The organism is Nitrospirota bacterium (assembly GCA_013388455.1).
GTDB lineage: Bacteria > Nitrospirota > Thermodesulfovibrionia > Thermodesulfovibrionales > SM23-35 > JACAFF01.
The window spans coordinates 1-18,465 of sequence record JACAFF010000004.1; the positions used below are offsets into that span (position 1 = coordinate 1).

Genomic DNA, 18,465 nt, shown 5'->3' on the forward strand with positions numbered 1-18,465 from the left:
AAATTCGTTGCAGATGCTATGGGCGGAGCATGTTCTGCTGAAATTAATGGCTCCTCATGGCTTGATGCACTTACATTTGACACTTCAACTTCACAAGGCAATACCAATGCAGTTGCTTACGGTTACACTTATGTTCAGATTCCGAAGGCTACTGTTTACGGCACAGGTCTTTGCGAGGCACCAAGAGGCGCACTCGGACACTGGATAAAGATTCAGAACAAGAAGATTGCCAACTACCAGTGCGTTGTTCCTTCAACATGGAACAATGGACCAAGGGGTTCAAGCTATTCAGATCTTGGAGTTGCAGAGTCAGTCCTTTATGGCTTAAAGGTCTGTGATGGAGATCCAACATCTAATACCACCCTTCAAAACGAAGCGGCTCTTAACATAGCGAGAATGCTCCATCCTTATGACTTTTGCACTGCTTGCGCAGTTCATGTTGTAAGTCCTGAAGGAAAAGAGCTCGTAAAGTTCACCTTTGATCCTGACGGGAAAATAATGCGCATCTAAGTTCTTCTTCTTTTAAGAAGGGAGGTGTTGAAACACCTCCCTTTCTTTAAAAAATAATATATATTTTTTCTTGGAAATTGAATGATAAATTATATCTACCTTGACACAAAATTTGAAACACGATTGAATGAATTTCGAAGACAGGGTGGGACATCATCTGCTGTTGCTAAAAAAGCTGATGAAATTATTAAGAAATTATCCTGCAATAAAGATATAAATTATACTGAAATTAGAAGGTTAACAAAAAAAGGAGAACAAAGAATAAAGAATTGCAGGAAATACGACCTTGGTAAAGGATACCGCATGATTTGTATTAAAGATGGAAATAATCTTATCTTTTTATATATCGGAACCCACGATGAATGTTCTCGCTGGTTAGAACGGAACAAAGATTTGAAGTATGAATTAGATAATGCAACTTGCTTAGTTATTCCAAAATCATCAAAAGCCGCTTATTATGTTAATGAAGAAATTAATTACGCAGAGGAGTATGAAAAACAATTACTCGAAAAAATTGACGACAGGATCTTACGTAAAATATTTTGTGGATTATGCAAATAATCATAGCTTTTTCAATCGAGATGTTCACGAACAAACTCTTCTGAAGTTTTCAAAGCAAAATCATTAAAGAACCTTCTGATTGAATACTCATTAAGAATTACTCTCCCATCGATCTCCTGATAATTCTTACTCAGGACACATTCAAGTTGTTGTTTTCCTTCTTCCCATTGTTCTCCGATAATAGAAGTAATATCAGTTCCTGAATTCACATGCCTGATAGGAAGCAAAAGTTCAATATCATAACTTTTCAAAAAATCTATATAAGTATCAAGAGCTATTTTTATTTGATTTACCTTAATTCTATTATCATGCAATTCTCTCTCGCCTGCTATCAGAAGATTGATTTTCAGCTTTTTAGCAAGCGGAACCCTAATTGTATGGAAATAAAGATGGCATCCAGTACAGGGCGTGTAAAAACCATAGATTTTCTGAAAATGCAATAAATATCTACCGCAGAGTTTCCACCAATATTCAGGTGAACCAAGAAGAATTGTGTTAAAAACCTTTATGCCATTTTTAAATAATTTATCTTTTAATGTTTGTATTTTCTTAAAAGTATCATCCCAATTACCATATTCTGAGCCTGTATATGCTACTGTAGGAATAATAGCCTTAATAGTCCTGATTTCACATGCTTTTATAACAGCAGCAAAGCTGTCTCTTCCTGCTATTTCAGCAATAGCAACATCTTTCATTTCTTTAACCTTTGAAATGGTTGTCTTATTTAGCATCCATTCAGGGAAATCAATAACCATCTCTGGTTTTTTAGCAAGTATTTCAAGCATTCTTTTACTTATTTTTTTCATAATGTAAATGGCTCATAATTACCCGGATAATAAGGTTGATCAACAGGTGTATCCATAAGACCATACATTTTTGCTTTATCCAGAAAATTGAGAATTAGATACATCAATTCCTTCTAATATTACTAAAATAAACCTCATATTGATTTGTATCATTTATATCACATAATATGTAATGAATACTATTAAATATTATCTATAAAATTTTTATATGTATTGATAAAACTTATTTGACAATAGAATTATAGGTATACATATTATAACTATAGAAATATGATTATAGATATGCACATTCATACGAGTTTTTCCCCATGTAGTAATATAAATATACATCATCTTCTTAAAAGAGCTGTAGAAATAGGAATTGAAGGCATCTGCATAACTGACCATGATACCACAGCAGCAAAAAAAGTTATTGTAGATAGCATTGATAAATATGGTATCTGCGTAATTGTTGGAATTGAATATACCACTTCAAAAGGAGATTTTCTGATCTTTGGACCAGTCGAATCTTTACATTCAGGCATGACTATAGAAGAAATTTTTCAGTGGACAAATAAAGAGGGGGGAATAGCAATACCTGCTCATCCTTTCAGGAAAAGTCGACCTGTAGATATAAATATCCTTCCATTTTTTGAAGTTGTAGAAAGTTCAAATGGCAGAAATTCAGCCTTCGAAAATAATCTTTGTAATGAATGGATTTTAAACTCAGGCAATAATTATAGGGGGATTGGTGGAAGCGATGCTCATACACTTGATGAGGTTGGACATATTGTTACAGTATTCAAAAATAATATTTACAATTGTGAAGATCTTATAAGCGAGCTCCACAAAAATACCTTTTCACCTAAAATCTATCTCCGTTGAGCTTTTCAATATTGAACTTTCTCTATATAATATTCTTTAATAATATTTATGTCTGAATTAACCCCTTTGATGAAACAATATTTCATTCTTAAAGAAAAATATAAAGATGCAATCTTATTTTTCAGGCTCGGTGATTTCTATGAAATGTTCGGAGAGGATGCTGAAAAGGCATCCAGGGTTTTACAGATTGCTCTCACTTCAAGAGACAAATCTAAAGAAGAACCTATCCCGATGTGTGGCATTCCACATTTTGCTTCTGAAACATATATAACTAAATTAATAAAAGCAGGATATAAGGTCGCTATTTGTGAACAAATGGAAGATCCTAAAGAGGCAAAAGGAATTGTTGAAAGAGATATTGTCAGAGTTATAACACCAGGAACTCATGTGCCGGATAATCCAAAAGAGAATTCGTATATCGTAAGTTTGATGCCATTTGAAGATAAACATGGAATTGCCGTTGCTGATATATCTACAGGTGAGTTTATTATATATGAGACAGATGAAAATATTGAAGATGAAATGTATAGATTCGAACCGCGGGAAATAATCATACCACATAGCATCAAAGACAATATACATTACAGAGAAGCTTTTAAAGATTTTTATATCTCTGCTTTTGAAGACTGGTATTTTGATTTTACAGAAGCATATAAAACATTACTCCACCATTTAAAGGTCTCATCACTTGATGGGTATGGATGTGATGGCTTAAATATTGCTATCTCTGCTGCAGGTGCACTGGTAAGTTATCTTGAAGAAACTCAGCGAGATACATTTCGGCTTAAAAATATAACTACTCTTAGAAAAAATGCTTTTATGTTTCTTGATGCTGCAACACAGCGCAATCTTGAACTAACACATAATCTCAAGGACAATTCAATCGACGGCACACTCCTATGGATTCTTGATGAAACTCTGACACCTATGGGCGGTAGATTTTTAAGGACTTCAATAACAAAACCTTTAATTGATATACAGGAAATAACAAAACGTCATAATGCAGTAGAATATTTAGTTGAGGATTTTGAGTTACTTGAAGAACTAAGAACTTTATTAAGAAAGATACAGGATATCGAGAGGCTTTCTTCAAGGCTTGCTACCAGAACAGCAAATGCAAGGGATATGATTGCAATAAAAAACTCTGCTAACCATTTACCCAGAATTAAAATAGTCCTGAGCAAAACAAAAAATTCTTACCTGAATTCACTTTCAGAAGATATATCAGATTTTTCTAATATGACACAATTACTGGAGAAAAGCCTCAAAGATATAGCACCTTTAAGCCTGAAAGATGGTGGAATAATAAAAGATGGGTATAACAGTGAAGTCGATGAACTGAGAAACATTGCAAAAAAAGGAAAAGATTTTCTTTCAGAATTGGAACAAAAAGAACGTCAAAAAACTGGCATTGCTTCCCTAAAAGTTGGATATAACAAAATTTATGGATTCTACATTGAAGTCACTAAGCCAAATCTTTATATGGTTCCTGAAAATTATATAAGAAAACAAACACTTGTGGGTGGTGAACGTTTTATAACATCCGAACTAAAGGAATATGAATCAAAAATACTCGGGGCTGAAGAACGTCTGAAAAATCTTGAGTATGAACTCTTTCAGGAATTGCTCGATATATTGCATAAAGAATCTATATTCCTTTCTCAGACAGCTTCGGCAATAGCAATAGTAGATTTTATAACTGCTCTTGCTATAGTAGCTAAACGCCATAGATATATCAAACCTTTCATTGATGACAGTGGTATATTAGAAATTATCGACGGAAGACATCCTGTACTTGAAAGGATACCATCTGCTGAAAGATTCATACCTAATAGCGTCACTATAGATACTGAAGATAACCGCCTGCTAATTATTACAGGCCCAAATATGGCTGGAAAATCAACATTCCTCAGACAGACAGCATTAATAGTGATACTTGCACAGATTGGCAGTTTTGTCCCGGCAACTGAAGCAAAAATAGGAATTGTAGACAGGATTTTCACCAGAATAGGAGCATCTGATTTTATTACTAAAGGTCAAAGCACATTTATGGTAGAAATGATAGAAGTTGCAAATATCACGCGCAATGCAACTAAGAAAAGTCTTATAATACTCGACGAGGTGGGAAGAGGAACAAGTACTTTTGACGGTATAAGCATTGCATGGGCAGTTGCTGAATATATACTAAATGAATTACAGGCGAGGACGCTTTTTGCAACACATTATAATGAGCTGACGGAACTCAGCATCACTCACGATGGAGTAAAAAATTATAATGTTGCAGTTAAGGAATGGGGCGATGAGATTATCTTTTTGAGAAAAATCGAGAAAGGGCCTGCTGACAAGAGTTATGGTATTCAGGTAGCCCGACTGGCAGGTCTTCCAGATTCTATACTAAACAGGGCAAAGGAAGTGCTCACCAATCTTGAAAAAGATGAACTCGATGAATCCGGAAGTCCAAGATTTGCAGATAGAAAAACCAAAAAAGCTACTGTTCAATTAGACCTTTTCTCATCAATAAGAGATTCAATAATATCTGAAATAAGAAATCTTGATATTAATAATATGAAACCCGAAGATGCATTGAAAAAACTGAAAGACATCAAGAAGAAAATTAGCCTGTGATTATTTTGTATATTTCTTTATATCTCTGCGAAGTTTTTTCAACTATATCATCTGGTAAGGTAGGACCAGGATAAGTCTTATCCCAGTCAAGTGTTAGAAGATAATCTCTTACTATCTGTTTATCATAACTTTCCTGTCTTTTTCCTGGCACATAATCTTTCCTTGACCAGAAACGTGAAGAGTCTGGAGTAAGGAGTTCATCTATGAGAATTAATTTACCGTTATACTGTCCGAATTCGAATTTTGTATCTGCAATGATAATCCCTCTTTTCTCTGCAATATCCTGTGCCTTGCTATATATTTTAAGGCTTATATCTCTGAGTTTGATAGAAAGGTCTTTCCCAACTCTTTTTTCAACCTCTTCAAATGATATATTCATATCATGCCCGTGTTCCTCTTTTGTCGTAGGAGTAAATATAGGTTCGTTCAATTTCGAAGACTCGCTCAGACCTGCTGGCAATTTTACACCACAGATAGATTGTGTTTTCTCATATTCTTTCCATCCACTCCCGGAGAGATAACCTCTCACCACACATTCCACACTTACTGGATTTGTCTTTTTAACAAGCATACTTCTGCCCTCAAGATATTCAGCATATTTATGCATTTTCCTTGGAAAATCTTTAATATTTACAGCAACAATGTGGTTTGGAATTATATCTTCCATTTGTTTAAACCAGTAAATAGATATCTGAGTTAGAACCCTTCCCTTTTCAGGTATACCATTTGGTAGAACAATATCGAAAGCAGATATTCTATCAGTTGCAACAAGAAGAAGAAGTTCCCCATAATCATAAATATCTCTTACCTTACCTCTTTTTAATAAGTTAATATCAGGAAAATCAGTTTTCAAAACTATCTTCATATAAGATAAGTATACTCCTTTTAATTTATTGAATTTACGAGTATAACATAGACTGTTAGCAAATTTTATTCAATAATAAGGGGTAGGTTTATCATGAATGTCTGCGATGTTTACGATATTCACTTAATATATTTGCAGCAACCTCCTCAATTGCCCTATTAGATACATCAATTACTCGCCAACGAGGATTTTGTTTAAAATATTCAATGCACCATTCGATTTCATTAGATACATAAACAGGATCAGCGTATTTTGCTTCAGGTTCCAAACCTAATTGACGTAAACGTGCCTCTCTGAGTTTTACAAGGTTTTCTACATTTATTATAAGCCCAAAAATTTTTCTCTGGTCTATTTCAAAAAGCTCTTTGGGCGTCTCCAGATCAGGATGCACAGGGATATTGGCTACCTTCCAACCCTGATTTGCAAGGTATGTTGATAATGGTGTCTTCCCTGTTCTTGAAAGACCTATGAGAACTATATCTGCATCTGTCAGTCCCTGAGGAAGTTTACCGTCATCATGTTTTACTGAGAAATTAATTGCTTCTATACGTCTGAAATAATCTTCATCGAGAATATATTGCCTGCCCGGTATCTCAAGAGGTTTTTCTTTAAGGAAAATTGAGAGCTGGATAATAAAGTTACCTATTACATCAATTGCCTTTATGCCGAGACGGTCAGCCTCTGCTATGAGATAATCTCTTAAATTGGGTTGAACTATGCTGAAAGCAACAAGTGCATTATCCTCTGATGCATGTTTTAGAATGCGCGAAATATAATGTTCATCTTTAACAAGAAAAAATGTTTTTATATTAACCCTCTCACGGTGGAATTGCGCAAGAGCAGCTCTGGCAATTTTGCTTATAGTTTCACCTGTGCCTTCTCCTACAAGATAAATATGCTTTTTTTTATAAATCCTTTTCTTAATTACTTCACTCTTCTTCATTTGAATTACCTTTTTTCACTTTCCATACATTTTTTATATTCCCAGATAAAAAATGTAGTGTTTTCATAACTAAATAATTTCCCGTTCAAATATTCAGAAGATAGAGGTTTAACTATCAGATCAGCAGGAATCTTTTGTGCAAGATTTATCATGTAAGGCACTAACTCTGTAGGAGCGCGCATTGAGTAAACAAGATCAACGTCTTTGTATAAAAAAAACATTGGCTCTGTCACATCATCGACAATGACTTTAATTCCTTTGTAATAATATGGCTTAATATCAGTTGCAAATACCTTTAAGCCTTTCTGGATTAGCTGGAAAGCAATATCAGGGAAACAGCCAATACCAATCTCTACAGCATTATGATACCTGTCTGCTATGTAATCCACCAGACCTTTTATTCTTCTATGTGTCTCCAAAAAAACACCTCATCCAGAGGAATTTTGGCTATCTTCGGTCTTGCAGCAATACCCAATGATTTCTCCATCTGAATCTTCTGTTCTATTACAGCGATATTCTTTCTTGAAGAAATAACCGTATCAGGGTTTACAGATATCGAAGTAGCACCACATCTTATCATAAATTCAAGATAGTCCGGATAAACACTTGGCGCCTGCCCGCAGATAGATGTTGTTACACCATATTTCTTGCATACTGTCATGGTGTATGCAATCGCTCTAAGGACACCGAGATTACGTTCGTCATAAATCTCCTGCACAGACGCATCGTTGCGGTCTACACCAAGTATAAGCATCGTCAGATCATTTGTTCCAAAACTCACACCATCTATTCTTTCTTTACAAAACTCTTCAATCATAAACACAGCACTCGGGACTTCCACCATAATCCAGAGCTGGAAATTCTTATCATTTAGATAATCCAGCCCTTCTTCACGCATAATTGCAACTGTCTTTCTAAAAATATCAACACTTCTTACAAAAGGCACCATAACCCATATATTGCTAAAACCCATTTTTTCTCTTGCCTGCCTTATAGCTCTTAATTCAAGCCTGAAAATATCATCTTCTTTTGAATATCTGTATTCTCCTCTATAACCTATCATAGGATTCGGACCAACATGACTTCTTTCATATTTTTCGCCTCCTGGCAATTCAAGAAATTCATCAGGTTTGAAATCAAGAAATCTATAAACTACTGGTTTTGGAAAAAATGCTTCAGCTACCTTACCTACTCCATTTGCGAATGTATCGATCATTTCTCTATCACCACCTTCTTCCAATAGGAGTCTCGGATGCTTTCCTATGCTTAGCATTAAATGCTCTGCTCTAAGAAGTCCTACACCGTCAGCATTCGTTTCAGAAGCTACTTTTTCAGCAATCTCAGGGATAGAGAGGTTAACATAAACCTTTGTTGCAGTAACTATTTGCTTTGCCATGTCTGTCAACATGATCGGTGTTTCTTTACCTTTTTCTTCTTCTCTTTTTTCACCTTTGTATATTAAACCTCTTTGGCCCTCAACAGTAATAATTTCCCCATTTTTTAATATCTTTGTTGCATTCCCTGTCCCAACAACACATGGCACACCGAGTTCGCGGCTAACTATAGCTGCATGGCATGTCTTTCCTCCAAGGTTTGTTATAATAGCTCCTGCTATTTTCATTGCAGGCACCCAGTCCGGAGTCGTCATTTCTGTTACTAAAATATTTCCCTTCTCAAATTGATTTATATCTTTCGCATTTAAAATGACCTGTACTTTTCCAGAAGCCTGACCAGGACTTACTCCTATACCTTTAATGATAATAGTCTCTTCCATAGCTATACCTCCTTCTTCTCTCTTTGATACCGCAGGTTTTTCAACCCCATGGATTGTTTCTGGTCTCGCCTGCAGTATATAAATCTTCTCATTTTCGTCAACTGCCCATTCAATATCCTGTGGTGTTATGTAATGTTTTTCAATATCTACCCCATATTTTGCAAGACGTATTATTGTTTTGTCACTAAGTGCAGGCTTTTCTTGTAATGCTTTATCAACATTTACCCAGAGTGTCCCACCTTTGTTATCAGATATAATCATTCGCTCTTTTTTTGCAATATTTTTCTCAAGAATCTTGAATGTGACTTTTTCAATAACATATTCGTCGGGTGTAATCTGACCGCTGACTATTGCTTCTCCCAATCCCCATGAGGCATTAATGATAATCCTGTCGTTTGCACCACTTACAGGTTCAATCGTGAACATAACGCCTGAGGCCTTTGAAAAAACCATCTCCTGAACAGCTATACTAATAAGCACATCTTTATGTGAAAAACCTTTTTCTTTTCTGTAGACAATTGCTCTTGGTGTAAATAAAGAACTCCAGCATCTTTTAATACTTTCTAATAAATCTTTCTTTGTTACATTTAAAAAGGTGTCCTGCTGACCTGCAAAGCTTGCCCCCGGGAGGTCCTCTGCTGTAGCTGAAGACCTGACAGCAACTGCCACATTTGTCTTACGGGTGCGTTTACATAGTTCTCTGTATGCCTGAAGGATGTCTTTTTGCATATCCTCTGGCATACGTAGACTTTCAATAAAAGCTCTGATTTTCTTTGAGCTGTTATGCAATGAGTCTATATCCTCAATGTTAATATCAGAAAGAATGGCTTGAAGTTTTTTATCAGCCGTTGTTTTTTCAAGAAATTTTTTATATGCATAAGCTGAAATAGCAAAACCATAAGGGACAGGAACACCAACTTTTCTGGTTAATTCTCCAAGATTTGCACACTTTCCTCCTACAATTGGTATATCATCTTTACCTAAATCCTCAAACCATATTACAGTATCACTCCTTTTCATTTATAAACGCCCTCCTTTTTTAAGAAGATTTACTTTCCTGTCTACCTTCTACTATTTTGTTTGCTACTTCCTCAATCGAGCTATGGGTTACATCAATAACCTGAATTCCTTTAATCCTATTGAATATTCTGTGACTGTATTCAAGTTCTCTTTTTATATGCGATATATCCAGATAATCAGTAGCACCTGCATATTTCAATCTTCTTTCTCTTATAAATGCTAATCTCTCGGGAGCTATTGTTAAGCCAACCTTCTGCATATTCATTGAAAAAACCTTATCAGGTGGGTTTATTCCTTCTATTATAGGTATATTTGCTACTTTCATATTATTATTGCATGACAGATATAGACTGGTTGGAGTTTTAGATGTTCTTGAAACGCCAATTATTAGAAGATCTGCCTCATCAATAGACTCAATATTCTGTCCATCATCATGTCTTAATGTAAAGTCAATAGATTCTGCAAGACGTATTGACTCTTCTCCTATTCTCCTTAAAAGTCCTGGATTAAAAGTTGGGATTATATTCCACATTTTTCCTAATCTATCCAGAAGCGGACCGAGTAAATCTATCATAAATATATTTATCTTTCTTTTTTCTTTTCTAATCCATGACCTGAGTTCCTGAGAGACAAGAGAGTAAATGATAATTCCCTGAACAGACTCTGCCTGCTCAAGTATTGCTTTTATCTGTTCTTTAGTTTTAATGTATGGAAATTTTTTAAATACTGGATCTATTTCTTTAAATTGCACAAGAACTGCACTTATTACCATTTCAGCAGTTAATCCGGTTGCATCTGAGACAATAAAAACATGTACTTTTTTCTTACGCTCTTTCATCGGTAGATATAATTTGTATATTTATAGTTTTATTCCATCCCATTTCTTAATCAGCTCATTGGTTCTTACAATATGCATACCGTGTTCTGAGAATCGCCTGAAAGCCTCTTCTGCTTTTTCTGTAAAATCTATTACATCAGGAATTACTACAGGAGAAGTACAATCTTCTAATAGATATATTTTCTCAGTAAGTTTTTTATCAGTTGCAAGGATATATTGCAATAGATCATCAATTGTCCATGCCAAACAATGACTTTTCGCTTGTCCTGCTATTATAACTGCGTCAAATTCTAAAAGTTTCTTGAATAGAAATTCACTTTTATTCCCTAATATTTCATTATCCGGTCCTTTAATTACTTCAGGACCTATCACAGAATAATGTTCTGTAAAAGGCTTATCTCCTTTAATATGGAAATCAGGTTGACTATATCTAACAATACTATGAAAGAAAACAGCTTCCTCAAAAGATGAAACAAGTGCATGACCTATTCCGCCAAGCATTCCGTGAAATGGCCATATAGTAAGATTATATTTACCACTTTCTTTAAGTGATTTAGTATAATGCAAGAGATGTCGCTGGCCGTATTCTGCGGTTATCTTAAGGCTATAACATAAATTAGGATTGAATTTCCATATTCCATTTTCAACATCATCAGTGGATATCAACGTAAAAGGTTCAGGATGTTCACCTCTGTCGTTTATCAAATAAAGAGAATGGAATATTTGCATTACACTATGGGTATCCATTGTTGGACATATCTGAGTAATGACATCTATGTTACGATAAATAAATTCACAAAGTCTTCTATTGTCATCAACTGCTCCTGTACCCGATCTTCCACCAACATATAATTCAAATCCAGGAATGCAAAAGGTATTTTGAACATCTACCGCAATGAGACAAATTTTATAGGTATCATTTAAAGATGGGGTTATATTGTGTTTTTTAGCCCAATCTTCTGCTTTGAACATTAAATCCTGGTAAGGAACTTTCCATATTTTGCTAACTTTTTCAGGATCAAAATGAGGAGGAATTGGTTTTCCATCATATGACACTTTAACCTCCCTATTTGACTATTTTAGATTTCTGCTTAAATTTCTCTTTCAGAGCCTGTTCAACCTCTTTTGGAACAAGATTTCTAACAGAACCACCAAATGAGGCAACTTCCTTGACTATACTTGATGTTAAAAAGCTGTATTCTTCACTCGGCATCATAAATACTGTCTCAATATCTGTGTCGAGTTTTCGGTTCATATGAGCCATCTGAAGTTCATACTCGAAATCAGACACTGCTCTCAACCCTCTTAGTATGGCTATACCTTTCCTTCTCTTTACATAATCGACAAGTAGGCCGTTAAATGTCTCAATTTTTATTCTTTTGAACTTCTTAACAGCAATATCTATCATGTATAGTCTCTCTTTTAGTGAGAAAAGGGGTTGTTTCTTATAACTTGGCGCTACCGCAATAATGACATTATCAAATATTCTCAGAGCCCGTTTTATCAAATCAAGATGTCCATTAGTAATAGGATCAAAAGTTCCAGGATAAATAGCCGTCTTTTTCATAAATTAACCTTTCTGTAAAATGAAAGTATTGTATCACCATATCTATAACTTCTATGTTTTTCTAAATTTCCTATTGTTTCAGGAATTCTTTTTTTATGAAAGTGTTCAACTATAACAAAACCTTCAGTATTCACAAGATCTTTGCTACTGATTAAAGGTAATATTTTATCAATTTCATCTGATTGATAAGGTGGGTCAACAAAAAATATATCAAACATCTCTTGATTAGAAGAGGCTTTTTTTAGGAATTCTTCTGCACTACATTTAATTATCTGCGTTTTACAGATAAATCCTAATTCATGTGCTGTCTTTTTTATAGTATTAACCAGAAATTCATTCTTCTCAACGAAAACCGTTCTTTTTCCTCCTCTCGAAAGAGCCTCAAATCCTACGGTTCCAGTGCCTGCATAGAGGTCTACAAAGGTTGCTCCACTTATTTTATTCTTTATAATATCAAAAAGCGCTTCTCTTACTTTAGAGGATGTAGGTCTCAGTCTTGTTTGGTTCCGGGCATGTAATAAGATTCTTTTTGTAGAGGTGCGTCTCCCTTTGGCAATCCCAGCAGAAATCTTCATTTGCTAATATATTACTATAAGAGAAGATGAGCTTCAAGAATTCAAATAAATTATTGTCTGAAATATAGATTTTCAAATAATTCCATTGGTTTGACAGATCTGCAATCCTTACCATTTATAGGAAGGTATGTAGAATAGACAAGTTGGTTTCCTGAATGATTAATCATGGTTGCAAATGCTTCCCTGCTCTCATCGTATTCAGAATAAACAGGCTCTTTCAACGGAAAGTTTAATGATTTTGTACAACCTGTAACAAATATATTTCCCTCATCATCTGCTTTAATATGAAAGCCAGCATCCCAGTTGCTTCCACCAAGATATGTTGAATAGATAAGAGGATTGCCATACTCATTAGTTTTTACAACGAATGCATCATAATATCCACCTTTCTGAGGCTGAAATGGATTCTTTGTTGAAAAGTTAAGAGATTTGGTGCTCCCTGTGATGTATGCATTTCTTTTGCTGTCTATTGTAATATCAGTAGCAATGTCATGATTACTTCCTCCAATATATGAAGAATATGTAAGGTCATCACCTGAGGCATTAATCTTTGTTATGAAAACATCCGTTCCGCCTCCTTCGTAGTTCTTTTGAAAAGCATTCCGGATAGGAAAATCTTTTGATGACGTATCACCTGTTAAATATATATTTCCCGAACTGTCTGTTGAAATACTAACTCCATAATCACGTGAACTCCCTCCTAAAAAAAGAAGATAAATTAAAGAACTTGGTTTTGAATGAAGCTTAATAACTATTGCATCTTCTGAATTTTTCCCGATCGGATTATTTACTGCATGGTAAAGACTTTCAACAGCAATACAACCTGTTATATAGATATTTCCAGAATTGTCTGAAATTTTTTTCGTAATTATCTCTTCAATTTTTCTATCAAAATATACTTTTTCAATTAATACCTGTTTTATGATTAATGGAAATTTTCTATCGTGTTTAGCTGTTCGGAACCCAAATGATTTTTTATCAAGAATATAAAAATCACCAGATATTATCGAAGTTTTTCCTTTGATATTCTGAAAAAATACCGGTTTTTTTAAAATATATTTTTTATTTTTTACTCCAATAGTAAGCAATCCTTCCTCGTTTATGTCTAAAAAGTCTATAGCATCAAACGATAACTTTATATCTGTAATGTCAGCAGCAGGCTTTACTATTATCTGTAAATAAACCTCATCATCTTCTGCATTGAATTGAATATCTATATTACTATATATATTTTTATAATGTATTTTTCTGTATCCTTTTATATCTCTTATCCATGACGAATCATTATCACCTATAAAATAGTTAACTTTTGTGTTTATTTTTTCTTCTCCAGAGAATTTTGATTCTTTTTTTGAATCGATAAATTCAAGTTTCACAGGTATTTTATTTTTATCATTACATAAATAGAAAAAGACTCCTTCTTCTGTAAACAGTATGCTACTCATCCATTCATAATATTTTACATGTGGAACTATTTGACCTTCGTTCTTTAAAAAAAATGGCGGTAATTTAATTAAAGAGTCATTATTTTTCTCTGCATTCAGATAATCAAATTCTAAAAGAATTAGTGAAATGATAAGAAATATAAATAATATTACTTTTAGTGAATCAAAAAACTTACTCATATATATTCGTTAACCCGAATAATACAGACATTGCTCAAAAATTTCTTTAACTCGATGAATTATCGGATTTGTCTTATTTGTTTTATGGATAAAAATATTCGCAAAACCATTAGTTAAAGGAACACTAAGGAATCGAAAAATAAATTTTCTCACAACATCTGCATTATTCAATTGCATTTTTTGGGTTAATAGACGATTGAATTATTATAATTTTTAAATCCAAAGCTGAAATTTATTAATTATATCGGAGGATTTATCAGAAAAGTATCATGTGCAAAATAGTCTTTAATTCTTACTCTTCTTCCTTCAATCTCGATTCTTCCCTCGGAATATAGTTTTATGGCCTCAGGATATATCTTATGCTCTAAACGCAGAATCCTCTCTGATAGCAACTCTTCAGTATCGTCATTAAAGACAGGCACAGCAGCCTGAATAATTACAGGACCGGTATCCATACCTTCATCTACAAAATGGACAGTACAACCTGAAATCTTTACGCCGTATTCAATGGCCTGCTTCTGTCCATGTAATCCCGGAAATGATGGCAGAAGTGCTGGATGAATATTCATAATTTTGTTCCTGTATTCATCTATAAGAGGCTTTCCGATAATTCTCATAAAACCTGCTAAAATAACAAGTTCAACATTTCTTTTTTTTAATTCGTAAGCAATTTTTCTATAAAAATTATCTTTTGAATTGTATTCCCCTGGTTTGATTATTAAATACTCAATTTTATGTTTCTTTGCTCTTTCGATAGCATATGCAGATGGATTATCGGTTATTAGTATTTCTATTTCAGCATTTATAAACTTATTATCTATTGCATTAATAATTGACTGGAAATTTGAACCTCTACCAGAAGCAAGTATGCCAAGTCTTAAAATACTATCCTCCTTATTTATAATCTTATTTCTATATGAGATTTTTCTCTTAACTCCTTGATAAGGCTTTTATATCTCTTCGAAAAGATATCTTCTGCCAATTGTTTTCTAACATTCTCCTTTATTTTTTCTATATCAGGAGCAGGAATTATTTCATCCAGCTTAATAATATGAAGCCCTTTTTCAGTCCAGAATGGTTTGCTGATATCACCTGTCTTCATATTGGAGATTACATGAACAAATTCCTTTGATAAATCACCCTTTTTAACTACACCAAGGTCCCCTCCTGTTTTTGCAGATGGGTCATCTGAATACTCATGGCACAAATTTGAGAAATCTTCTCCTTCATTTAATTTCTGAATAACAATAGCCGCCTTTTCTTCTATAGATTTTATATCATCATCTTTTGGTCGCTTGAAAAAGATCTGTCTTATTCTATATGATTCACTGTCAAGCAATTCCCTTTTATCCTTTTCGAGAAACCTTTTTATTTCTTCTTCAGATACAACAACCTTATTTCTTATCTGATAATTTAAAAATTTACTGATGAGCATCTGTTCTGACAGTCTTTTTTTATAATCTTCGAGGGTAAAACCTTCTTTTTTCAATGATTCTTCAAAATCAGTGTCATTCATAGAGTATTTCTTCTTTATATTTTCAATAGCTTCCTGTATTTCATCCTGTTTAACTTCGAAGCCAAGGCGCTTTGCCTCTTGTAGCTGTAATTTAAAATCTATCAGTTTATCAAGAAAAATAGCTTCATTTTCTTTAAATACTTTATTGCGCTCTTCTTCTGTCAGCGCTTTTATTTGATCTGTTGATTCGTATTCCATCATCTTAAAAAGTTCGCTCCATGTAATAACCTCTTTGTTTACAACTGCAATAACACGGTCAAGAAGAATAGCATTGTATGCATTTTTAGTAATAACAGTAATTACTAATATAATAATTAATAATTTTAATCTTCTCATAATATCGCTCAGATAACCTCTGGTATGTTCACAAAGACTTAAGAAACGTTAAAATTATATAATATATTAGATATGTTTCTCAAATTTTTTTAATTCAAATTTTAGGGCTCATATCTAATTGACAAAATTTTATTTTATATAGTATATAATAGTTCTTTTGGGCGGATAGCTCAGTTGGGAGAGCGCAGCCCTTACAAGGCTGAGGTCACAGGTTCAATCCCTGTTCCGCCTACTGGGGTGGTAGTTCAGCCCGGTTAGAACGCTGGCCTGTCAAGCCAGAGGTCGCGGGTTCAAGTCCCGTCCACCCCGCCATAAAAATCTATTAATCTTTACCGGCCTCATCAAAGATTAAAACAAAATTAATCATTATTTCATTTATAAAATCCTTATCCATAAAAATGCATTTTTCGGGCTTTTAGACACAAATTTATATTAAATTTAAAAGTAATTTTAATTATTTCATAAGAAATATTAATGATTTAAATACTTGACAATTTAAATTTTTTGTTATATAAAAATAAATTAGCACTCTCTGTTATAGAGTGCTAATCCTAATGAAGATATATTATAGACACTCAAAAGGAGGTGTTTTTTCTATGCTATGGTCAGATTTAGAAAGACTTGGTAGATTATTTGACCCGTGGAGTGAATTTGAACGCCTAAATCGTTCACTTTGGAATTGGAGACCTCTTACAGAAGTAGAATTCCCGCCAGTCAATATGTGGGTTTCAGAAGACGAAGCAGTTGTTACCACAGAAATCCCTGGTATTTCTGCTGAGACAATCGACATCTCACTTGCTGGAAATTCTCTTACTTTACGAGGTTCTCGGAAACCTGAAGAGCTAAAGGAAGGGGAAACATATCATCGTAAAGAAAGGTGGCAGGGACAGTTTAGTAAAGTTATTGAGCTACCTTTTACTGTAGAAGGAGATAAAATTGATGCAAGAGTTATTAATGGAGTACTTTATATTAAACTTCCACGTGCAGAGGCAGAAAAACCAAGAAAAATTGCAGTAAAATCAATATAAATACATAAGGAGGTGATTTTATATGGCAGATACTGTAACAAAAGATATTCAGAAAAAAGTGTCTGAAACTCCTGAAAAAGCTGAACGAACAAAGACTTCAAAAATATATAATCCTTCTGTGGATATAATAGAAAGAAAAGATGAAATTGTCCTATTTGCCGATATGCCAGGTGTTGATGAAAAAAATGTTGATATAACACTCGAAAAAAACATTATTACTATCTACGGAAAGGTCGACACCGAAATACCTGAAAGACATAGGCTCACCTTATCTGAATATGGTGTAGGAGATTATCAAAGATCTTTTACTCTTACAGATGAGATTGATAGAGATAAAATTCAGGCAACCATGAAAAATGGTGTTTTAAAATTGATTCTACCCAAGGCTGACGCTGTGAAAACTAAAAAGATTACAGTGAAAGCTGAGGGATAAAAAATAAATTCTTATTAGAAAGGAGGATTTAAAAATGGCAATTAAGAACCTTATAACATCAGCTAAAAAAGATGTCCCTGTAAGGCGTGAAGAGTATGATCCATTCGCCCTTTTTCGTCACGAGATGAACAGACTTTTTGACAGCTTCTTTCACGGTTTCGATATCGAGCCTTTTGAGAAAAGATTTGGGGGTTTCACACCAAATGTTAATGTAGTTGAGGATGAAAAAGAGATTAAAGTTACAGCAGAACTTCCCGGTATGGATGAAAAAGACATAGATGTCTCTTTAGCAAAAGATTCTTTAACAATTAAAGGTGAAAAGAAGGAAGAAAAAGAGGATAAAGGTAAAAATTATTATCGTATGGAACGTTCATATGGTTCATTCACTCGCATGATTCCTATTCCTGTAGAAATCGACACAGATAAGGCAAAAGCACAATTCAAGAAAGGAGTTCTTACTGTAACCCTTCCAAAAACTGCTAAAGCGATTAAAGAAACAAAGAAGATTCCTGTCAAGGCTGAATAAGAGACTCAAAGGAGCTGATATGTGTTAAACTTTATACACAATATCAGCTCTTT

General features: G+C 34.0%; 19 protein-coding genes and 2 tRNA genes. 9 read left to right on the plus strand and 12 right to left on the minus strand.

Annotation, left to right across the window (positions count from 1 at the left end):
* Both HXY53_01590 and HXY53_01595 read left to right on the plus strand, forming a co-directional pair.
* On the plus strand, positions 1 to 510 hold a 510-nt coding region (locus HXY53_01590), incomplete at its 5' end, for a nickel-dependent hydrogenase large subunit (protein NWF75265.1).
* A gap of 81 nt (positions 511 to 591) precedes the next feature.
* The gene (locus HXY53_01595; GenBank protein ID NWF75266.1) at positions 592 to 1,071 is read left to right on the plus strand and encodes a hypothetical protein; all 480 of its coding nucleotides are present in this window, start codon (positions 592 to 594) and stop codon (positions 1,069 to 1,071) included.
* Between the two features lie 11 nt (positions 1,072 to 1,082).
* On the opposite strand, the gene HXY53_01600 is transcribed toward HXY53_01595, so the two are convergent.
* A complete protein-coding gene (locus tag HXY53_01600; protein ID NWF75267.1) occupies positions 1,083 to 1,877 on the minus strand; it encodes a hypothetical protein in 795 nt (264 codons plus the stop codon).
* A gap of 282 nt (positions 1,878 to 2,159) precedes the next feature.
* Here HXY53_01600 and HXY53_01605 point away from each other — a divergent pair, with 282 nt between their 5' ends.
* Positions 2,160 to 2,741, plus strand: a complete 582-nt coding sequence (locus HXY53_01605) for a PHP domain-containing protein (protein NWF75268.1) — start codon at positions 2,160 to 2,162, stop codon at positions 2,739 to 2,741.
* Between the two features lie 48 nt (positions 2,742 to 2,789).
* Entirely contained in the window at positions 2,790 to 5,366 is a 2,577-nt protein-coding gene (mutS, locus tag HXY53_01610) for a DNA mismatch repair protein MutS (GenBank protein ID NWF75269.1), read from the plus strand.
* On the opposite strand, the gene HXY53_01615 is transcribed toward mutS, so the two are convergent.
* From HXY53_01615 to HXY53_01665, 11 genes are all read right to left on the minus strand, one after another.
* Positions 5,356 to 6,231: a phosphoribosylaminoimidazolesuccinocarboxamide synthase gene (locus HXY53_01615; protein NWF75270.1), complete on the minus strand. Its 876-nt coding sequence runs from the start codon at positions 6,229 to 6,231 to the stop codon at positions 5,356 to 5,358. The two genes, mutS and HXY53_01615, sit on opposite strands and share 11 nt — an antisense overlap.
* A gap of 91 nt (positions 6,232 to 6,322) precedes the next feature.
* A complete protein-coding gene (locus HXY53_01620) occupies positions 6,323 to 7,174 on the minus strand; it encodes a kinase/pyrophosphorylase (GenBank protein NWF75271.1) in 852 nt (283 codons plus the stop codon).
* A 5-nt stretch (positions 7,175 to 7,179) separates the two neighbouring features.
* The gene (locus HXY53_01625) at positions 7,180 to 7,593 is read right to left on the minus strand and encodes a hypothetical protein (GenBank protein ID NWF75272.1); all 414 of its coding nucleotides are present in this window, start codon (positions 7,591 to 7,593) and stop codon (positions 7,180 to 7,182) included.
* On the minus strand, positions 7,572 to 9,968 hold the full coding sequence (gene ppsA, locus HXY53_01630) for a phosphoenolpyruvate synthase (protein ID NWF75273.1): 2,397 nt from the start codon (positions 9,966 to 9,968) through the stop codon (positions 7,572 to 7,574). The genes HXY53_01625 and ppsA overlap by 22 nt, the downstream gene beginning before the upstream one ends.
* A 19-nt stretch (positions 9,969 to 9,987) precedes the next feature.
* Positions 9,988 to 10,806 carry a kinase/pyrophosphorylase gene (locus HXY53_01635; GenBank protein ID NWF75274.1) on the minus strand — a complete coding sequence of 273 codons (819 nt, stop codon included), beginning with the start codon at positions 10,804 to 10,806 and terminating at the stop codon, positions 9,988 to 9,990.
* 21 nt (positions 10,807 to 10,827) lie between these two features.
* Positions 10,828 to 11,862 (minus strand): isochorismatase, encoded by a 1,035-nt coding sequence (locus tag HXY53_01640; GenBank protein NWF75275.1) that lies wholly within the window; start codon positions 11,860 to 11,862, stop codon positions 10,828 to 10,830.
* Positions 11,863 to 11,872: 10 nt separating this feature from the next.
* Entirely contained in the window at positions 11,873 to 12,373 is a 501-nt protein-coding gene (coaD, locus tag HXY53_01645; GenBank protein ID NWF75276.1) for a pantetheine-phosphate adenylyltransferase, read from the minus strand.
* Positions 12,370 to 12,948 (minus strand): 16S rRNA (guanine(966)-N(2))-methyltransferase RsmD, encoded by a 579-nt coding sequence (rsmD, locus tag HXY53_01650; GenBank protein NWF75277.1) that lies wholly within the window; start codon positions 12,946 to 12,948, stop codon positions 12,370 to 12,372. Before rsmD ends, coaD begins: the two co-directional genes overlap by 4 nt.
* Before the next feature lie 50 nt (positions 12,949 to 12,998).
* Positions 12,999 to 14,573, minus strand: a complete 1,575-nt coding sequence (locus tag HXY53_01655; protein ID NWF75278.1) for an SBBP repeat-containing protein — start codon at positions 14,571 to 14,573, stop codon at positions 12,999 to 13,001.
* Between the two features lie 239 nt (positions 14,574 to 14,812).
* The gene (locus tag HXY53_01660) at positions 14,813 to 15,457 is read right to left on the minus strand and encodes a phosphoribosylglycinamide formyltransferase (GenBank protein ID NWF75279.1); all 645 of its coding nucleotides are present in this window, start codon (positions 15,455 to 15,457) and stop codon (positions 14,813 to 14,815) included.
* Positions 15,458 to 15,471: 14 nt separating this feature from the next.
* Positions 15,472 to 16,425, minus strand: coding sequence for a peptidylprolyl isomerase (locus HXY53_01665; protein NWF75280.1), 954 nt, complete (start codon positions 16,423 to 16,425; stop codon positions 15,472 to 15,474).
* 159 nt (positions 16,426 to 16,584) lie between these two features.
* Between HXY53_01665 and HXY53_01670 the strand changes: the two genes are divergently transcribed.
* The 5 genes from HXY53_01670 to HXY53_01690 all read left to right on the plus strand — a co-directional run bounded on the left by HXY53_01670 (position 16,585) and on the right by HXY53_01690 (position 18,412).
* Positions 16,585 to 16,657: transfer RNA gene (locus tag HXY53_01670), tRNA-Val, on the plus strand.
* Positions 16,658 to 16,659: 2 nt separating this feature from the next.
* A tRNA-Asp gene (locus HXY53_01675) sits at positions 16,660 to 16,737 on the plus strand.
* A 242-nt stretch (positions 16,738 to 16,979) separates the two neighbouring features.
* Positions 16,980 to 17,453, plus strand: coding sequence for an Hsp20/alpha crystallin family protein (locus HXY53_01680; protein ID NWF75281.1), 474 nt, complete (start codon positions 16,980 to 16,982; stop codon positions 17,451 to 17,453).
* Between the two features lie 22 nt (positions 17,454 to 17,475).
* Positions 17,476 to 17,886, plus strand: a complete 411-nt coding sequence (locus tag HXY53_01685; GenBank protein NWF75282.1) for an Hsp20/alpha crystallin family protein — start codon at positions 17,476 to 17,478, stop codon at positions 17,884 to 17,886.
* A gap of 34 nt (positions 17,887 to 17,920) precedes the next feature.
* Positions 17,921 to 18,412, plus strand: coding sequence for an Hsp20/alpha crystallin family protein (locus HXY53_01690; GenBank protein ID NWF75283.1), 492 nt, complete (start codon positions 17,921 to 17,923; stop codon positions 18,410 to 18,412).
* Positions 18,413 to 18,465 lie beyond the last annotated feature (53 nt).